Source organism: Serratia marcescens (genome assembly GCF_029846115.1).
Taxonomy (GTDB): domain Bacteria; phylum Pseudomonadota; class Gammaproteobacteria; order Enterobacterales; family Enterobacteriaceae; genus Serratia; species Serratia marcescens_L.
On the sequence record NZ_JARVZZ010000001.1, the window covers coordinates 3,630,898 to 3,648,793 of the forward strand.

General features: G+C 60.9%; 14 protein-coding genes. 10 read left to right on the forward strand and 4 right to left on the reverse strand.

Annotated elements, in window-relative coordinates; genetic code table 11:
- The first annotated feature begins 151 nt into the window (after window positions 1-151).
- From sapA to QDT79_RS17175, 7 genes are all read left to right on the forward strand, one after another.
- On the forward strand, window positions 152-1,801 hold the full coding sequence (sapA, locus tag QDT79_RS17145; protein ID WP_197815966.1) for an ABC transporter substrate-binding protein SapA: 1,650 nt from the start codon (window positions 152-154) through the stop codon (window positions 1,799-1,801).
- Window positions 1,798-2,763, forward strand: coding sequence for a putrescine export ABC transporter permease SapB (sapB, locus tag QDT79_RS17150; RefSeq protein WP_004930575.1), 966 nt, complete (start codon window positions 1,798-1,800; stop codon window positions 2,761-2,763). Before sapA ends, sapB begins: the two co-directional genes overlap by 4 nt.
- Window positions 2,750-3,640, forward strand: a complete 891-nt coding sequence (gene sapC, locus QDT79_RS17155; RefSeq protein WP_004930580.1) for a putrescine export ABC transporter permease SapC — start codon at window positions 2,750-2,752, stop codon at window positions 3,638-3,640. The genes sapB and sapC overlap by 14 nt, the downstream gene beginning before the upstream one ends.
- On the forward strand, window positions 3,640-4,632 hold the full coding sequence (gene sapD, locus QDT79_RS17160) for a putrescine export ABC transporter ATP-binding protein SapD (protein WP_019452674.1): 993 nt from the start codon (window positions 3,640-3,642) through the stop codon (window positions 4,630-4,632). The genes sapC and sapD overlap by 1 nt, the downstream gene beginning before the upstream one ends.
- Before the next feature lies 1 nt (window position 4,633).
- Window positions 4,634-5,446 carry a putrescine export ABC transporter ATP-binding protein SapF gene (sapF, locus tag QDT79_RS17165; RefSeq protein WP_033648455.1) on the forward strand — a complete coding sequence of 271 codons (813 nt, stop codon included), beginning with the start codon at window positions 4,634-4,636 and terminating at the stop codon, window positions 5,444-5,446.
- Between the two features lie 424 nt (window positions 5,447-5,870).
- Window positions 5,871-7,055, forward strand: coding sequence for a CMD domain-containing protein (locus QDT79_RS17170; protein ID WP_308316813.1), 1,185 nt, complete (start codon window positions 5,871-5,873; stop codon window positions 7,053-7,055).
- Window positions 7,056-7,509: 454 nt separating this feature from the next.
- On the forward strand, window positions 7,510-8,058 hold the full coding sequence (locus QDT79_RS17175; RefSeq protein WP_033648460.1) for an inclusion body family protein: 549 nt from the start codon (window positions 7,510-7,512) through the stop codon (window positions 8,056-8,058).
- Between the two features lie 88 nt (window positions 8,059-8,146).
- Here the strand turns inward: QDT79_RS17175 and QDT79_RS17180 are convergent, their stop codons facing one another.
- Window positions 8,147-9,052: a LysR family transcriptional regulator gene (locus QDT79_RS17180; protein WP_107226293.1), complete on the reverse strand. Its 906-nt coding sequence runs from the start codon at window positions 9,050-9,052 to the stop codon at window positions 8,147-8,149.
- Between the two features lie 64 nt (window positions 9,053-9,116).
- On the reverse strand, window positions 9,117-10,286 hold the full coding sequence (dacD, locus tag QDT79_RS17185; RefSeq protein WP_063990025.1) for a serine-type D-Ala-D-Ala carboxypeptidase DacD: 1,170 nt from the start codon (window positions 10,284-10,286) through the stop codon (window positions 9,117-9,119).
- A 282-nt stretch (window positions 10,287-10,568) separates the two neighbouring features.
- Between dacD and QDT79_RS17190 the strand changes: the two genes are divergently transcribed.
- Window positions 10,569-12,875 carry an FdhF/YdeP family oxidoreductase gene (locus QDT79_RS17190; RefSeq protein WP_141959374.1) on the forward strand — a complete coding sequence of 769 codons (2,307 nt, stop codon included), beginning with the start codon at window positions 10,569-10,571 and terminating at the stop codon, window positions 12,873-12,875.
- A 15-nt stretch (window positions 12,876-12,890) separates the two neighbouring features.
- Here QDT79_RS17190 and QDT79_RS17195 read toward each other — a convergent pair whose 3' ends face one another.
- Entirely contained in the window at window positions 12,891-13,745 is an 855-nt protein-coding gene (locus QDT79_RS17195) for a LysR family transcriptional regulator (RefSeq protein ID WP_063990027.1), read from the reverse strand.
- A gap of 99 nt (window positions 13,746-13,844) precedes the next feature.
- On the opposite strand from QDT79_RS17195, the gene gloA reads away from it, so the two are divergent.
- Entirely contained in the window at window positions 13,845-14,372 is a 528-nt protein-coding gene (gene gloA, locus QDT79_RS17200; RefSeq protein WP_063990028.1) for a lactoylglutathione lyase, read from the forward strand.
- Between the two features lie 187 nt (window positions 14,373-14,559).
- Entirely contained in the window at window positions 14,560-16,494 is a 1,935-nt protein-coding gene (locus QDT79_RS17205; protein ID WP_063990029.1) for an exoribonuclease II, read from the forward strand.
- 65 nt (window positions 16,495-16,559) lie between these two features.
- Here the strand turns inward: QDT79_RS17205 and QDT79_RS17210 are convergent, their stop codons facing one another.
- A complete protein-coding gene (locus QDT79_RS17210) occupies window positions 16,560-17,870 on the reverse strand; it encodes an MFS transporter (RefSeq protein ID WP_063990030.1) in 1,311 nt (436 codons plus the stop codon).
- Window positions 17,871-17,896 lie beyond the last annotated feature (26 nt).

Here is a 17,896-nt window from a genome sequence, read left to right on the forward strand (position 1 = left end):
ATGTTATAACATATCAAATAAAATTTTTTTCACGCCGTTGGGCGACCTGATTAATCAAGTCGCAGAAAACTCAGCGATTTTGTTCAATGGATTGGGCTGTCGGTCAGAGTGCGATACACTAACGCTATTGCTGATTAACCCATGAGCCTCTATGCGTGGTTTACCCCTTTGGATAGTGTCGTTGTGCTTTACCGGTTCCGCCCTGGCCGCAACCACACCGCCCGCGCCCGCCGCGGCGCCGCTGCCGGACATTCGCCAGAGCGGCTTTGTCTATTGCGTCAGCGGCATACTGAATACCTTCAACCCGCAAATGGCCAGCAGCGGCCTGACGGTGGATACCCTGGCCGCCCAGCTGTACGATCGCCTGCTGGACGTCGACCCCTACACCTACCGGCTGATCCCCGAGCTGGCGCAAAGCTGGGAAGTGTTGGACAACGGCGCCACCTACCGCTTCCATCTGCGCAAGGACGTGCCGTTCCAGACCACCGCCTGGTTCACCCCCACCCGCAAGATGAACGCCGACGACGTGGTGTTCAGCTTCGCGCGCGTATTTGACCAAAAACACCCGTATCACGACGTCAACGGCGGCGAATACCCCTATTTCGACAGCCTGCAGTTCGGCGATTCGGTGCAGAGCGTGAGAAAGCTCGACGACTACACGGTGGAGATTCGCCTGCAGTCGCCGGACGCCTCGTTCCTGTGGCATCTGGCAACGCATTACGCGCCGGTGCTGTCCGCCGAATACGCCGACACGCTGACGCGCGAAGGCCATCAGGAGCTGATTGACCGAGAGCCGGTCGGCAGCGGCCCGTTCCTGCTCAACGAATACCGCTCGGGGCAATATATTCGCCTGGCGCGCAACGCCGCCTACTGGAAAGGCCTGCCGCGCATGCCGCAGGTGGTGATCGATCTGGGCGCCGGCGGCACCGGTCGCCTCTCCAAGCTGCTGACCGGCGAGTGCGACGTGCTGGCCTATCCGGCGGCGAGCCAGCTGTCTATCCTGCGCGACGATCCGCGCCTGCGCCTGACGCTGCGCCCGGGGATGAACATCGCCTATCTGGCGTTCAACACCCGCAAACCGCCGCTCGACAACCTCAACGTGCGCCAGGCGATCTCTCTGGCGATCAACAACCAGCGGTTGATGCAGTCGATCTATTACGGCACGGCGGAAACCGCCGCCTCGATCTTGCCGCGCGCCTCCTGGGCCTATGACAACGACGCGCACGTCACCGAGTACGATCCGGCCAAATCGCGCGAGATGCTGCGGCAGGCCGGCGTCGGCCATCTGAACCTGAAGCTGTGGGTGCCGACCGCCTCGCAGTCTTACAACCCGAGCCCGCTGAAGACCGCCGAGCTGATCCAGGCCGATCTCGGCCAGGTGGGCATCAACGTCACCATCGTTCCGGTAGAGGGCCGCTTCCAGGAGGCGCGCCTGATGGAGATGAACCACGATCTGACCCTGACCGGCTGGGCCACCGACAGCAACGACCCGGACAGCTTCTTCCGGCCGCTGCTGAGCTGCGCGGCAATCCGTTCGCAAACCAACTATGCTCACTGGTGTGACCCGGGCTTCGACGAGGTGCTGCAGAACGCACTGTTGTCGCAGCAGCTATCTCAACGCATCGACAGCTACCGCAAGGCGCAGAAGATCCTCGAGCAGCAACTGCCGGTGCTGCCGCTGGCCTCTTCCCTGCGGCTGCAGGCCTACCGCTACGACATCAAGGGATTGGTGCTGAGCCCGTTCGGCAACGCCTCGTTCGCCGGGGTGTACCGTGAATCCGCGCCGGAGGTGAATAAGTGATTATCTTTACCCTGCGCCGCATTCTGCTGCTGCTGATCACGCTGTTCTTCCTGACGCTGGTCAGCTTCAGCCTGAGCTATTTCACGCCGCGTGCGCCGCTGAACGGCGCCGCCCTGCTGGACGCCTATCAGTTCTACTTTGTCAGCCTGCTGCACTGGGACTTCGGCGTCTCCAGCATCAACGGCCAGGCGATCAGCGAACAGCTGCGCGAAGTGTTCCCGGCCACCATGGAACTGTGCCTGCTGGCCTTTGCTCTGGCGCTGTTTATCGGCATTCCGCTGGGCATCATCGCCGGCGTGCTGCGCGGCAAATGGCAGGACACCGCCATCAGCACCTTCGCGCTATTGGGCTTTTCGATGCCGGTGTTCTGGCTGGCGCTGCTGCTGATGCTGTTCTTCTCGCTACACCTGGGCTGGCTGCCGGTTTCCGGCCGTTTCGACCTGCTGTATCAGGTGAAGCCGATCACCGGTTTCGCGCTGATTGACGCCTGGCTGTCGGACTCGCCATACCGCGCCGAAATGATCGGCAGCGCCCTGCGCCACATGATCCTGCCGATCGCCGCGCTGGCGGTGGCGCCCACCACCGAAGTGGTGCGCCTGATGCGCATCAGCACCGACGACGTGCTGAGCCAAAACTACATCAAGGCCGCCGCCACCCGCGGCCTGTCGCGCTTCACCATCATTCGCCGCCACGTGTTGCACAATGCGCTGCCGCCGATCGTGCCCAAACTGGGGCTGCAGTTCTCCACCATGCTCACGCTGGCGATGATCACCGAAGTGGTGTTCAGCTGGCCGGGCCTCGGCCGGTGGCTGATCAACGCCATTCGCCAGCAGGATTATGCGGCGATCTCCGCCGGCGTCATGGTGGTCGGCACGCTGGTGATTACCATTAACGTCCTGGCCGACATTCTGGGTGCGGCAACCAACCCGCTGAAACATAAGGAATGGTATGCCCTTCGATAACGTATACCGCGAGAAAAAGATGCCGAGCCCGCTGCGCTACACCTGGCGGATTTTCTACGGCGACGCGCTGGCGATGATCGGTTTTTACGGCGTGATCGCCCTGCTGCTGCTGTCGCTGTTCGGCAGCCTGCTGGCGCCCTACGCGCTGGATCAGCAGTTCCTCGGTTATCAGCTGCTGCCGCCGTCCTGGTCGCGCTACGGCAACGTGTCGTTCTTTCTCGGCACCGACGATCTCGGGCGCGACATCCTCAGCCGCCTGTTGACCGGCACTGCCGCCACCTTCGGCTCGGCGCTGGCGGTGACGCTGGCCGCAGCGTTCTGCGGGGTGATCCTCGGCGTGTTCGCCGGCGTCACTCACGGGCTGCGTTCGGCGGTGCTCAACCACATCCTCGATACCCTGCTGTCCATTCCGTCGCTGCTGCTGGCGATCGTGGTGGTGGCGTTTATCGGCCCCAAACTTGAACACGCCATGCTGGCAGTGTGGCTCGCCTTGCTGCCGCGCATGGTCCGCACCATCTACAGCGCGGTGCACGACGAGCTGGAGAAAGAGTACGTGGTGGCGGCGCGGCTCGATGGCGCTTCCACGCTGCAGATCCTGTGGTACGCCGTCATGCCGAACATCGCCGCAGTGCTGGTGACCGAGTTCACCCGCGCGCTGTCGATGGCCATTTTGGACATCGCCGCGCTCGGCTTTCTCGATCTCGGCGCGCAGCTGCCTTCGCCGGAATGGGGAGCGATGCTCGGCGATTCGCTCGAGCTGGTGTACGTCGCACCCTGGACGGTGATGCTGCCCGGCGCGGCCATCCTCGTCAGCGTGCTGCTGGTTAACCTGTTAGGCGACGGTATGCGCCGCGCAATCAATGCCGGGGTGGAATAATGCCGTTACTCGATATCCGCAATCTGACGATTGAATTTATGACCGCCGAAGGGCCGGTCAAGGCGGTCGATCGCGTCAGCATGACGCTGACCGAGGGCGAGGTGCGCGGCCTGGTGGGCGAATCGGGCTCCGGCAAGAGCCTGATCGCCAAAGCCATCTGCGGCGTAACCAAAGACAACTGGCGCGTCACCGCCGACCGTTTCCGCTTCGACGACATCGATCTGCTGCAACTGAGCCCGCGCGAGCGGCGCAGGCTGGTGGGCCACAACGTTTCGATGATTTTCCAGGAGCCGCAGTCCTGTCTCGATCCTTCCGAGAGCATCGGCCGCCAGCTGGCGCAGGCGATCCCGGGCTGGACCTACAAGGGCCGCTGGTGGCAGCGCTTCAACTGGCGCAAACGCCGCGCCATCGAACTGCTGCACCGCGTCGGTATCAAGGATCACGACGACATCATGGGCAGCTTCCCGTACGAGTTGACCGAGGGCGAGTGCCAGAAGGTGATGATCGCCATCGCGCTGGCCAACCAACCGCGCCTGCTGATCGCCGATGAACCAACCAACGCCATGGAGCCGACCACCCAGGCGCAGATTTTCCGCCTGCTGGCGCGCCTCAATCAGAACAACAACACCACCATCCTGCTGATCAGCCACGATTTGCAGATGATGAGCAAATGGGCCGACCGGGTGAACGTGCTGTACTGCGGGCAAACGGTGGAAAGCGCCCAGTGCGAAGAGCTGCTGGCGGCGCCGCACCACCCTTACACCCAGGCGCTGATCCGCGCCATGCCGGACTTCGGCCGCTCGCTGCCGCACAAGAGCCGGTTGAACACGCTGCCGGGCGCCATTCCTTCGTTGGAACACCTGCCGATCGGTTGCCGCCTGGGGCCGCGCTGCCCTTACGCGCAGAAGAAGTGCATCGAAACGCCGCGCCTGCGCCCGGTCAAAAACCACTTCTTCGCCTGCCACTTCCCGCTGAACATGGAGGAGCAATAACATGGAAACGCTGTTGGAAGTGCGCAACCTGAGCAAAACCTACCGCTACCGCACCGGGCTGTTCCGCCGCCAGCACGTCGAGGCGGTGAAGTCGGTCAGCTTTACCCTGCGCGAAGGCCAGACGCTGGCAGTGATCGGCGAGAACGGCTCCGGCAAATCCACGCTGGCGAAGATGCTCTCCGGCATGGTGGAACCGACCGCCGGCGAACTGCTGATCGACGATCATCCGCTGGAATTCGGCGATTATCGCTATCGCAGCCAGCGCATTCGCATGATTTTTCAGGATCCGAGCACCTCGCTCAACCCACGCCAGCGCATCGGCCAACTGTTGGACGCGCCGCTGCGGCTAAACACCAGTCTGGAGCCCGCCGAGCGCGAACAGCGCATCAACCAGACGCTGCGTCAGGTCGGCATGCTGCCGGATCACGCCTACTACTATCCGCACATGCTGGCTTCCGGGCAAAAACAGCGCGTCGCGCTGGCGCGTGCGCTGATCCTGCAGCCGAAGGTGATCGTCGCCGATGAGGCGCTGGCCTCGCTGGACATGTCAATGCGCTCGCAAATCATCAACCTGATGCTGGAGCTGCAGGAAAAACACGGTATTTCCTATATCTACGTCACTCAGCACCTCGGCATGATGAAGCATATCAGCGACCAGGTGCTGGTGATGCACGAAGGGGAAATCGTCGAACGCGGCAGCACCGCCGAGGTATTGGCGGCGCCGCTGCACGAATTGACCAAGCGCCTTATCGCCAGCCACTTCGGTGAGGCGCTGACCGCCGACGCCTGGCGACGCGACGGCGGCCGTTTTTGATCCACGCCCTGGCCTGCAACAAACCCGCTGCGGCGGGTTTTTTATTGCCGTACACGCCTGCCGTTTAGCAAGAAAGCGCACATACAAATTACATTCTTGTTATATATCCTTATATTTTATTCCTTTCAGTTATTGATTAGTCCGTAACATTATTTTATCTCGCCTGGGCGATCGGTGAGGATATCCCCTACGTTGAGCCTCTCATACGACAGGATATCGCACTGATGAACAGCCTTCGCCATCGCCGCCTCACGCAGTTTCTGCTCACGCTGGCCGCCGGTTTCTCTGTTTACGGCCACGCGCTGTACTGCGATGAGCTGCGCTAAATCCGCCTTTCGCCCCGCCTGCGGGCATGTTGCCTCTTTGTCCAGCCGCCGTTGCCGCACGCAGCGGTGGCTGTTGATCATGATTAAGGATTGACCCTATGGAACGACTCCGTCGACAACATAACGCCCAGTGGTATCACGAAACCCAAAGCAGCGTGCGTGGCGATGCCCCGCTGGAGCCGCAGGCGGCTACCCTGCGCGATCGTTTTCTGCTGGGGCTGGGCGCCTTCGCCGATGAAGCGTTAAACAGCGCGCTCGGCGTCCGCGCCGGGGTATTTAACGCCTCGCTGGCCGGTTACCACGCCCTGTTTCCCGACCAGGTGTCGCTGTCACGATACGTGACATTGTCACCCTACGATCGTCTCAGCACCGCGCTGACCGTCGCTCAGGTAACGGGCGTGCAGTCCCTCTGTAGCCACTACGCCGCCCGCCTCGCCCCGCTGCACAGCCCGGACGCCTCCCGGGAAAGCAATATCCGTCTCGCCCAGATCACCCAATATGCCCGCCAGCTTGCCAGCCAACCCACGCTGATTTGCCGCAAGGCGCTGCAACAGCTTGTCGACGTCGGGCTGAGCCCAGCGGATATCGTCACCTTTTCGCAAATCATCGGTTTTGTCAGCTACCAAGCGCGCGTGGTGGCGGGCATCGCGGCGTTGGCCGGCCGACCGGCGGTGGTGGTGCCCGGTTTCCCGAACGTCGAAGACGCCGATGGCGTCGCTTTCAGTGCCGAAGAGTTGAGCTGGACTGCGCGTCTGCCGACAATCGACACGGAAGCCGCCGCCGCCGAACAGCTTGACGTGCTGGATCAGAGCCACCCGCAGGCGCGCGCCGAATCTTACTATCTGCTGCTGGCGCACGATGCCGCCGCACTGCGCGAGCGCAACGGGGTGTTCAACGGCATCAATGCCGAAGGGTATGGGTTATCGAGCCGCCTGAAAGCACTGGCGACCCTGGTGGTCTCGCGCATCAACGGCAGCCGCTACTGCGCGGCTACGGTGGCGCAAGAGCTACAGGACGACGAGCTGGCCCAGGCGCTGTTCACCGGGCTGGCTCAGGGGCTGGCATTGACCAAGGATGCCGTCAAACGCGCGGTGATCCACACCGCCGCTGAGCTGACGCGCGCACCGGAGAAATTTACCCCGCAGAGCGTGCAGCCGTTGTTCAACAGCGGCCTGAATCAGGCGCAGGCGCTGGAAGTGATCCTTACCGCTGCACTCTACGCCTGGGAAAATCGCCTGCGCCAAACGTTGGGCGATGCGGAACCGACACTGCCGGCGCTGTAACCTCTCACTGAGTTAACGGTTAACTTCGCCGTTAACTCACCCTCTTCTATTTTGGCTAAAAACTTCACCAAAAGATGAACCCGTAAACTAAAAATCCGAAAAATCAAAATTTATTAGAATTATGATTCATTTTATTCTGCCACCCGCGAAAATAACGGATCGTCAAAATTATGTCTGCAAACAACGCAATAGGCAGATTGCGCCATCGCTCAATTATGTAACCATTCTCATCGCAGAAGCAGTAAAACAAGGTTTTAACCCTGCTAATTAATAGGAAAACACATTAACACCTCTAACTTTTCAACAGTGGTCGCCTTGCTATTTAGTTTCTATGATTAAGCCGATAGCGACGTTGTGATTGCCCATTTAAAATATTCACAAAAAATAAACGTTCGCCGTCAACCCCATTATTTTTTATTTTCCATCACAGCAAAAAATATTGTGAGGTAACCGTATGTCTGAGCAAGAACTTAAATCCAGCAACAGTATCGTTAACGTGATTGTCGTCATCGATACCGATGCCCTGATAGAAGCATTCGAGAATAACAACCCCAGTCAGGACTCCGGCAACCCAACAGGTATTGGCCATCAATACGCCTATATGGTCGTCACCTCCGATCAGGTGATCGGCGGCTCCGGCACGGCAGACCTGAACTTTAAAGCCAATGTCGGCGACGTCATTCGCTGGACTGGCACCTCAGAATCCGCCAATTTCGACGCCAGTGTGCTGATCTACGGGCTGCCGCAGTTCGGCAGCGGTACCCAGGTCTTTTCCAACCCGACCTTCAAAATGTACACCCGCAGTTCGATGATGCCGGCGCAAAATACCGTGTTCCCCGTCACCTTCACCAACCAAACCTATTGGTTCATACAGGCGGACATCAGCAATACCGGCACGGAAAATTATTGCATCCAATTTGGCCTTTATTATCGGCCAAACGGCGGCGATCAAAAATTACTGGGTTATTTCTATTGGGATCCGACCATTACCATCAGCAATTAACCTTATTCCGTCGACCGTTAGACAACGAATGATTATGGCCCCGCGGGGCCATAATCATTGCGGAAACATCGGGTAAACTTAAACGTCTCTATTCATTTCGCCGACGCAGCCACTCGCTGGCGGCGTCAAAGAATTTTTGCGCCAACGGCGTGGCGCGCTCCGCCATATCGACCACTACCGCTGCATGCCGCGGCATGGCGCCGATAGCTACCGGACGGCGCTGCAACGCCGGCATCAGCGGCGATTGCAGCTGGCCGCGCGGGAACAGCCCACAGCCCAGGCCGACGAAAACCCCCTCCAGCAGTTGGAAGATCGAGGCGGTCTCCAGCCGTGTGTGCAGCGTCAACCCGGCGTCGCGGAAGTGTTGATCGAGATAGCGGCGAAAATAACGCGTCGGCTCGGCGAGGCACAGCGGCAAAGCGGCCACCGCTTCCAGCGGCATTGGCGTATCGCCCACCAGCTTCGGGAAGTGTTGCGGATGAAATACCAGCTCGACGCCGGTTTCCACCAGCGGTTGCGATTGGAAATGCAGCTCCTTTAAGGTCGACAGCTCGAAAAAGCCGATGCCGATGTCGACGGTATGCGCCGTCAGCGCCTCCAGCAGCTGATCGGCGCTCAGCACCGCCAGCCGGTAATCGAGATGCGGGTAACGCTCGCTGACCGCCTTGAGCATTTCCGATACCGAAATACTGCACTGCGGCACCACGCCAAGGCGCAGCGTGCCGTGCAAGCCGTGCTTGAGCGACTCCACCTCCAGCTTCAGCCCTTGGTAAACCGAGACGATCTCACGCGCCCACGCCAGCACCCGCTCGCCTTCGGCGGTAAAACCGCCGAAATGGTTGCCGCGGTTAATCAGCGATACGCCCAGCTCTTTTTCCAGATTTTTCAATCGCATGGATAGCGTCGGCTGGCTGACAAAGCTGGCCTCCGCCGCCCGGCCGAAGTGGCGTTCTCGTTCTAAATTACACAAATAAATCAGTTGTTTAATATCCATAGCGCGGCTCAATGATCGGCATTCGCACCAGTATACCACCGGGCGCCGTCGCCCGCCCGGCGAGTCAGAGCTTCAGCTTCACGTAATCCACCAGGCGCGAGAACACGCCGCCCTGCGGCACCGCCTGCAGCGCCACCAGCGGCAGGGTTTTCACCACCTGGCCATTGTCGCTGATGCGGATCTCGCCAACGGTCTGCCCTTTGCCAATCGGCGCTTCCAGCCGCGCGGCATTGATCACGTACTGCGCCTTCAGCTTGTCCGCTTCGTTTTTCGGCAGGCTAAGCGCCTGCTCTTGCGCGCTACCGACCGGTAACCGGTGATCCTCGCCGTACCAGACCGGCTCTTCCCCCAGGCTCTGGCCGGCGCTGAACAGGTGTACGGTGGTAAAGTCGCGCAGCCCCCAAGTCAACAGCTTACGCGCCTGCTCCTCACGCCCTTTGGCACTTTTGCCGCCCATCACCACGGCGATCAGGCGGCGATCCCCTTCGGTGGCGGAGGCGATGATGTTGAAGCCGGCCGAGGCGGTGTGCCCGGTTTTCAGCCCATCGACGTGCAGCGTCTTATCCCACAGCAGGCCATTGCGGTTCTGCTGCGTGATACCATTCCAGGTCAACGACTTCTCGCTGTACATATGGTATTCCGCCGGTTCACTCATGATGATGGCGCGCGCAATCACCGCCAGATCGCCGGCGGTGGTGAACTGCCCCGGCGCATCCAGCCCGTGTACCGTTTCGAAATGGGTGTTCTGCAGGCCCAGCTGCGCGCTCTTCTCGTTCATCAGCTTGACGAAGTTGGCCTGGCTGCCCGCCACATAATCCGCCATCGCTACGCAGGCGTCGTTACCGGAATCGATGATGATACCGCGGCTGAGATCGCGCACCGTGACCCTGTCACCTGGCTTCAGGAACATCAACGAAGATCCTTTGAACACCGGGTTGCCCTGCGCCCAGGCGTCTTTCCCCACGGTGACGACATCGTCGAGGCCAATCTTGTGCTGGTCGAGCGCGTGGTCGATCACCAACCCGGTCATGAGTTTAGTCAGGCTGGCCGGGTTGCGCCGTTCGTCGGCATTGCCGGCGGCCAACACCTGGCCGGTGGTGTAATCCATCAAAACGTAAGAGGCGGCGTCTATCGCCGGCGGGGTCATGGTAGGAAAATTGGGCGTCGTTTCCACCGCCTGCGCCGCTAAAGGCAGCAATATGCCGCCGATTACCACTGATACTGAACGCTTCACGCTGTGTTCCTCAGGCCCGCAGGCTGAATAAAATGCCAATATAATCCACGAGATAGACTGCATTAATTCACTTTCAGACGAAACCATTACTCTTTTGCAGCGGGTGTCTTTATGCAACCATTTGTTTACGGCACCGCTCGCCGGCGATAGATGCGCTCTATGCCGCCATTGCCCCATTCGATTAGACGCCAGCCCGCAGCGCCCCTAAACTTGTGACATAAATACGCAAGACGCATAAAAAAGCGTTTACTTTTTAGCTACAACCACCTGCGAAGTGTCACCATGAAATTCAAACCGTCAATCAAGCCTTATACCGGCCCGGCGGGCGGCTGGGGTTCGCTTGAAGCCACCACCCGCTTTGTCCTCGACAGTAAACAAACGCTAAAAAACATGCGCAACCTGATGCGCGTCAACAAGGCTCGCGGCTTCGACTGCCCCGGTTGCGCCTGGGGCGACGACAACCACAGCACCTTCAGCTTCTGCGAAAACGGCGCCAAAGCGGTCAGTTGGGAAGCGACGCGCAGTGCCGTGGAACCGGAGTTCTTCGCCGCCCACAGCGTCAGCACCCTGCAGCAGCAGAGCGACTATTTCCTCGAGTATCAGGGGCGCCTCACCCACCCGATGCGTTACAACGCCGAAACCGACCACTATGAACCCATCCATTGGCCGGATGCGCTGGCGCTGATCGCCAAACACATCAACGGCATGGACAACCCGAACCAGATCGAGCTGTATACCTCGGGCCGCGCCAGCAACGAAGCGTCGTATCTTTATCAGCTGTTCGGCCGCATGCTCGGCACCAGCAACTTCCCCGACTGCTCCAACATGTGTCACGAGGCGAGCGGCGTTGGGCTGAAACAGAGCATCGGCGTCGGCAAAGGCACCATCCGCATCGATGACTTCGAAAAGGCCGATGCCATCTTCGTGTTCGGTCAAAACCCCGGCACCAACCACCCGCGCATGCTGCACAGTCTGAAAAACGCCGCTCGACGCGGCGCGCGCATCGTCAGCTTCAACACCCTGCGCGAGCGCGGGCTGGAAAGGTTCGCCGATCCGCAGGATCCGGTGCAGATGCTGACGCCAAAATCCTCGCCGATCAGCTCTTCCTATTACCAACCGAATCTGGGCGGCGATATGGCGGCGGTGCGCGGCATGGTGAAAGCCCTGCTGGAAACCCACCGTCAGCGCCTGGCCGCCGGCGAGCCCGCCCTGTTCGACCTGGCGTTTATCGAACGGCACAGCGTCGGCGTAGAGGCTTACCTGGCGCAGGTAGACGCCACCGAGTGGCAGACCATTACTGCGCAGTCGGGCCTGAGCGAGGCGCAGCTGCGCCAGGCGGCGGCCACCTATCAGGGCGCCGAACGGGTGATCTGCACCTGGGCGATGGGCGTGACGCAGCATAAACACTCTATTGCGACGGTGCGTGAAATCACTAACCTGCAGCTGCTGTTCGGGCAGTTGGGCAAACCGGGCGCCGGCCTGTGCCCGGTACGCGGCCACAGCAACGTCCAGGGTAACCGCACCATGGGGATCGACGAGAAGTCGCCCAAAGCGCTGCTCGACAGCCTGGAACGCCACTTTAACTTCACCGCCAACCGCGCGCTGGGCCACAACACGGTGGAAGCGATCGAAGCGATGCTGCGCGGCGAAGTGAAAGTGCTGATCGCGCTGGGCGGCAACCTGGCCGCCGCGGCGCCGGACACCGAGCGCACCGCCCGCGCCCTGCGCAACTGCGATTTGACGGTGCATATCAGCACCAAGCTTAACCGCAGCCACCTGGTGACCGGCAAAGATGCGCTGATCCTGCCGACGCTCGGCCGCACCGAACTGGACATGCAGGCCAGCGGCTCGCAGTACATTACGGTCGAGGATTCGTTCAGCATGGTGCACGCCTCGGAAGGCATCGGCAAGCCGCTGGCGGAGACCCAACGTTCGGAGACGGCGATCGTCTGCGGCATCGCCGACGCGGTGCTGGGTACCCAACAGTTGGATTGGCTGGAATTGGCCGACGACTATTCGCTGATCCGCGATCACATCGCCGCCACCATTCCCGGCTTCGAAGATTTCAACCGGCGCTGCGACCAACCCGGCGGTTTCTACCTCGGCAATGCCGCCGCCGAACTGCGCTTCGCCACGCCGAGCGGCAAGGCAGAGTTCAGCGCCGCCGCGCTGCCGACCACCCTGTTCCCGCAGCTGGGCAGCGAGAAAGCGCCGTTCACCCTGCAAACGCTGCGCTCACACGATCAATACAACACCACCATCTATGGTCTGGATGACCGCTACCGCGGCGTTTACGGTCAGCGTGAAGTGTTGTTCATCCATCCGGAGGATCTGGCGGCGCTGGGCCTGCAGGATGGCGAACGGGTAGAGATAGAAACCCTGTGGAACGACGGCGTGGTGCGCAAAGTGGATGGGTTCAAGCTGGTGAGTTACGACATTCCGCGTGGCAACCTGGCGGCCTACTACCCGGAAACCAACCCGCTGGTACCGCTGGCCAGCTTCGGCGACGGTACCGGTACCCCGACCTCGAAATCGATCCCGGTAGTGATTCGCCGCAGCGAACAGCAACCTTCACTGCGCATCGCCTGAAAACGCGCGCCCGGTTCACGCCGGGCGCGCCAATATCGCCAGAATGGTCTGCAGCTCGTCCGACAGCTGATGCCGTCGCCAGACGAAATACAGGTCGCTCACCCCCTCCTCGCCCATTTCCACCACCTTCAGCCCCGGTGCCGGCAAGATCAGCGGCAGCAACGAACCGGGGACGCAGGCGACGCCACAACCGGCCTGCACGCAGGCCGCCATCGCGGCATAAGACTCCATTTCCAGCGTCATGCGCGGTTTCAGCCCGCGCGAGGCCAACCAGTGATCCACCTTCAGGCGAAACGAACATTCGCGACTGAAGGTGTAAAACTCCAGCGGTGCCAGCGTCGCGGCGTCGGGTTCCCCGGCATCGGCCGGCATCAGCAATACCAGCCGTTCATCGAATGCCTGTTGGCTGGCCAGCAGCGGATGTTCAATCGGGCCGTCGGTGATCGCCAGGTCAAGATCGCTGTCGATCAGCATGCGTTCCAGCACCAGCGAGTCGCGGCTCAGCACGTTGATGTGCAGATGAGGCTGTAAACGGCGCAGCCGGGCAATGCGCGCCGGCAAATGGCTGACCAGCGAGAAATCCAGCGCCCCGAGGTTCAGCAGCCCATGCTGATGCTCGCCGGCGAACAGCTGCTTGCTGCGCTCCGCCTGCGCCACAATGTCGCGCGCCTGCTGATAGAACAGCCGCCCTTTGGGATTGACGTACAGCCGGTTCTTGTCGCGGAAAAACAGCTCGCCGCCCAGCGACTCCTCCAGTTCGCGCAGACGCAGCGTGACGTTGGAAGGCACGCAGTGCAGCTCGCGCGCGGCCGCGGCGATGGTTTTGTGCTCCACCACGGTGCAGAAAAACTTCAGCTGGCTCAGCTTCATCTATCATTCACTTTTAGTTAGTGTTTTAGTTAAAAACAATCACTTTAGATTAGCATCGATTTCACCTACAGTCTGCTGACACCCTGAGGAGGATCTCTGATGCCACTGAATGATCTACTGACGCTGCCCGGCGTGGCGGCCCAACCGGACGCGGTAACCGACGGTTACGTGTTCAACCACACCATGATCCGCGTGAAGGATCTGACCAAAGCGCTGGATTTCTACACCCGCGTGCTGGGCTTTACCCCGGTCTATCTGGAAACGTTCGAAGAAGCCGCGTTTACCATCTGCTACCTGACGCGCAGCCCGCGTGAACAGATCCCGCTGGACGACGACGAGCGCAAACGCTGGGCGCTGAGCCAGCCGGGCATTCTCGAGCTGACCCATAACCACGGCACCGAAAATCAGGCCGATTTCCACTACCACAACGGCAACGGAGAGCCGCGCGGCTTTGGCCACCTGTGCGTCACGGTGCCAGACGTGCGCGCCGCCTGCGAGCGGTTTGAGCGCCTCGGCGTCACCTTCCAAAAGCGCCTGCATGAAGGCCGCATGAACTACGTGGCGTTCATTCGCGATCCGGACGATTACTGGATTGAAATCCTGCAGCCAACGCCGCTGCAGGATTGATAGTCTCCCGCCCCTCACCCCGGCCTTCGCGCCGGGGTTTTCCCTCGATAGCACTCCGATTGACCATTCTTGCGCAAAATCGCGCGGCAACGCGGGGTTCCGTGACGTTAGGCTTGCTCGCAGCGGGTGATTCGCGTAAAACTGTCAGCCGCAAATCTTGCCACTCACAACCCATTCACTGGACGATATGTTTCAAGATAACCCGCTGCTGGCGCAGCTTAAACAGCAACTTCACTCTCAGACCCCGCGCGTTGAAGGCGTCGTGAAAGGGACTGAGAAAGGCTTTGGCTTTCTTGAAGTAGACGGTCAAAAAAGTTACTTCATTCCGCCGCCGTACATGAAGAAAGTCATGCACGGGGATCGCATTATCGCCACCCTTCACACCGAGAAAGAGCGCGAAATCGCCGAGCCGGAAACCCTGGTCGAGCCGTTTCTGTCGCGCTTTGTCGGCCGCGTGCAAAAGCGCGACGACCGTCTGTCCATCGTGCCCGATCATCCGTTGCTGAAAGATGCGATTCCGTGCCGCCCGGTGCGTGAATTGACCCACAACTTCCAGGCCGGTGACTGGGCGGTGGCGGAAATGCGCCGTCATCCGCTGAAAGGCGATCGCGGCTTCAACGCCGATCTGACTCACTTTATCACTGAAGGTGAAGACCATTTCGCCCCGTGGTGGGTGACGCTCGCACGTCACAACCTGGAGAAAGAGGCGCCGGAGATGCAGGCTCTCAGCGAGCCGGCCGCTGGGCTGGTGCGTGAAGACCTGACCGCGCTCGAATTCGTCACCATCGACAGCGCCAGCACCGAAGACATGGACGATGCGCTGTATGTGACCGACAACGGTGACGGTTCGCTGCAGTTGACTATCGCCATCGCCGATCCGACCGCCTACGTCGAGCAAGGCAGCAAGCTGGACGATATCGCCCGCGTGCGCGCCTTCACTAACTACCTGCCGGGCTTCAACATCCCGATGCTGCCGCGCGATCTGTCGGACAACCTGTGCTCGCTGCGCCCTAACGAGCGCCGACAGGTGCTGGCTTGCCGCGTAACCATCGCCGCCGACGGCGCGCTGGGCGACGATATTCAGTTCTTCGCCGCCGAGATCGAATCCAAAGCCAAGCTGGTGTACGACGAAGTCTCCGACTGGCTGGAAGGCATTGCCGGCTGGCAGCCGCCGAGCGATGCCATCGCGCAACAAATCACCCTGCTGAAACGCGTTTGCGACGCGCGCAACGCCTGGCGCCATCAGCATGCGCTGGTGTTCAAAGATCGCCCGGACTACCGCTTCGTGCTGGGTGAAAAAGGCGACGTGCTGGAGATTGTTACCGAGCAGCGCCGCAGCGCCAACCGCATCGTTGAAGAGTGCATGATCGCCGCCAACGTCTGCGCCGCCATCGTGCTGCGCGATCGCCTGGGCTTCGGCGTGTACAACGTGCACACCGGTTTCGATCCTGCGCTGGTCGAGCAAGCGGTCACCGTATTGCAGGCCAACGGCGTGGAAGCCGAAGCCGACAAGTTGCTGACCCTCGACGGTTTCTGCGAACTGCGCCGCCACTTGGACGCGCAGCCGACCCAGTTCCTCGACAGCCGCATCCGCCGCTTCCAGACCTTCGCGGAGATCAGCACTACGCCGGGGCCACACTTCGGTCTGGGGCTGGAGGCTTACGCCACCTGGACATCGCCGATCCGTAAATACGGCGATATGGTCAACCATCGTCTGCTGAAGGCGATCATCAACCAGCAGCCGGCAGAAAAACCGCAGGATGACGTCACGGTGCAGCTGGCGGAACGCCGCCGCCTGAACCGCATGGCGGAACGCGACGTCGGCGACTGGCTGTACGCCCGTTTCCTGCAGGACAAGGCAGGTACTGACACCCGCTTCAACGCCGAGATCATCGACGTGACCCGCGGCGGCCTGCGCGTGCGCCTGCTGGACAACGGTGCGGTCGCCTTCATCCCGGCACCGTTTATTCACGCGGTGCGCGACGAGATGCAGTGCAGCCAGGAAACCGGCACCGTGCAGATCAAGGGTGAAGTGGTTTACCGCCAGAGCGACACCTTGCAGGTCACCATCGCCGAAGTGCGCATGGAAACCCGCAGCGTGATCGCCCGTCCGGCGGCCTGAACGCCAGCCTGAAACGGCAGCAACGCAAAACGCCGACGGTGAAAACCGCCGGCGTTTTTTTTCGGCTAGCGCAGCGGCTCGCCGCCGGTTTCACGCAGCAAGGGCAGCACCGCCAATGAAGCCAGCGTCGCCAGCATCAGATAGACGGCGGGCGCCAGCAGCGAGCCGCTCAGCGCGATCGACTGGGAGGCAATGTACTGGGCGAAGCCGCCGAAGATCGCCACCCCCAGGCTGTAGACCAAGGCAAACCCCAGCGCGCGAATGCGCTGCGGGAACAGCTCCGAAATCATCAGCATGGTCGGTACCGACCCGAGCGTGGTCAACCCGACCAGCACCGCGACAATCAGCAGCAGCACCGCCGGGTGCGGCATCGCGCTCAGCCACCAAAATGCCGGCAGGGCCACAATCAGAATCGCAATCCGCGAACCACGGATCAGCGGCAAACGGCCGTAACGATCGCACCAGTGCCCGACCAGCAGACTGCCGACGAAGGTGACGAGCCCCGCCAGCAGCATTGCGGCATAGCCGTAGGCCTGCACCATCCCCAAGTATTTCACCGCGTAGGTGCCGAGATAATACATCGAGATGTAAGTGGCGACGGTGGCGCCGATGGTCAACATCACGCCGAGCACAACCGCCCGCGAGTGCTTACGCAACTGCACAGGCGGCTCGTGAGCCCGCGACACCGATGGCCGATCGCTTTCCAACCCGAGACGTAGCCAGCAACCGAGCGGCGCCAGCGCCACGCCGATAAAGAAAGGAATCCGCCATCCCCACTCGGCCATGGCGTTCGGCTCGCCGGAAAGCACCGGCAAAGCCGCGCTGAGCGCCAGCGCGGTCACGCCGCCAACCACGGTGGCGATGCCCTGCGTCGCCAGCGACCAGCTGGAATAGAAGCCGCGCCGGTTGGGCGGCGCCGACTCCACCAGCAACGACATCGATGCCCCCACCTCGCCGCCCGCCGCCACGCCCTGGATCAGGCGCGCCGCCACCAGCGTGACGGTTCCCCAATAGCCGGCGCTGGCGTAGGTCGGCGCAAAGCCGATCATCGCCGTGCCCAGGCTCATCAAGGAAATCGTCAGGATCATCGCCGGCTTGCGGCCATGGCGATCGGCATAGGCGCCAATCAGAATGCCGCCCAGCGGCCGCATGAAGAAGCTGACGCCGAACGTGGCAAACGCCAACAGCAACGCCAGATGCGGATCGCTGGACGGCGGAAAGAACAATACGCTGATGTAAATAACGAAGAAGTTATAAATACCGAAATCGAAAAACTCCAGCGCATTGCCGAAGGAGGCGGCGAATATAACCTTTTTGCCACCGGCTCTCGGGGCCGATATTATTTCCGCCTGAGTTTCAGCCGTATTTTCACTCATCATTACCTTCCCTGTTATTATTTTCG

Coding starts and splice junctions, on each gene's coding strand:
- QDT79_RS17190 (WP_141959374.1), top strand. CDS start 10,569: ATGAAATTCAAACCGTCAATCAAGCCTTATACCGGCCCGGCGGGCGGC.
- sapA (WP_197815966.1), top strand. CDS start 152: ATGCGTGGTTTACCCCTTTGGATAGTGTCGTTGTGCTTTACCGGTTCC.
- sapD (WP_019452674.1), top strand. CDS start 3,640: ATGCCGTTACTCGATATCCGCAATCTGACGATTGAATTTATGACCGCC.
- gloA (WP_063990028.1), top strand. CDS start 13,845: ATGCCACTGAATGATCTACTGACGCTGCCCGGCGTGGCGGCCCAACCG.
- QDT79_RS17170 (WP_308316813.1), top strand. CDS start 5,871: ATGGAACGACTCCGTCGACAACATAACGCCCAGTGGTATCACGAAACC.
- QDT79_RS17210 (WP_063990030.1), bottom strand. CDS start 17,870: ATGAGTGAAAATACGGCTGAAACTCAGGCGGAAATAATATCGGCCCCG.
- QDT79_RS17180 (WP_107226293.1), bottom strand. CDS start 9,052: ATGGATATTAAACAACTGATTTATTTGTGTAATTTAGAACGAGAACGC.
- QDT79_RS17205 (WP_063990029.1), top strand. CDS start 14,560: ATGTTTCAAGATAACCCGCTGCTGGCGCAGCTTAAACAGCAACTTCAC.
- QDT79_RS17195 (WP_063990027.1), bottom strand. CDS start 13,745: ATGAAGCTGAGCCAGCTGAAGTTTTTCTGCACCGTGGTGGAGCACAAA.
- sapC (WP_004930580.1), top strand. CDS start 2,750: ATGCCCTTCGATAACGTATACCGCGAGAAAAAGATGCCGAGCCCGCTG.
- sapF (WP_033648455.1), top strand. CDS start 4,634: ATGGAAACGCTGTTGGAAGTGCGCAACCTGAGCAAAACCTACCGCTAC.
- QDT79_RS17175 (WP_033648460.1), top strand. CDS start 7,510: ATGTCTGAGCAAGAACTTAAATCCAGCAACAGTATCGTTAACGTGATT.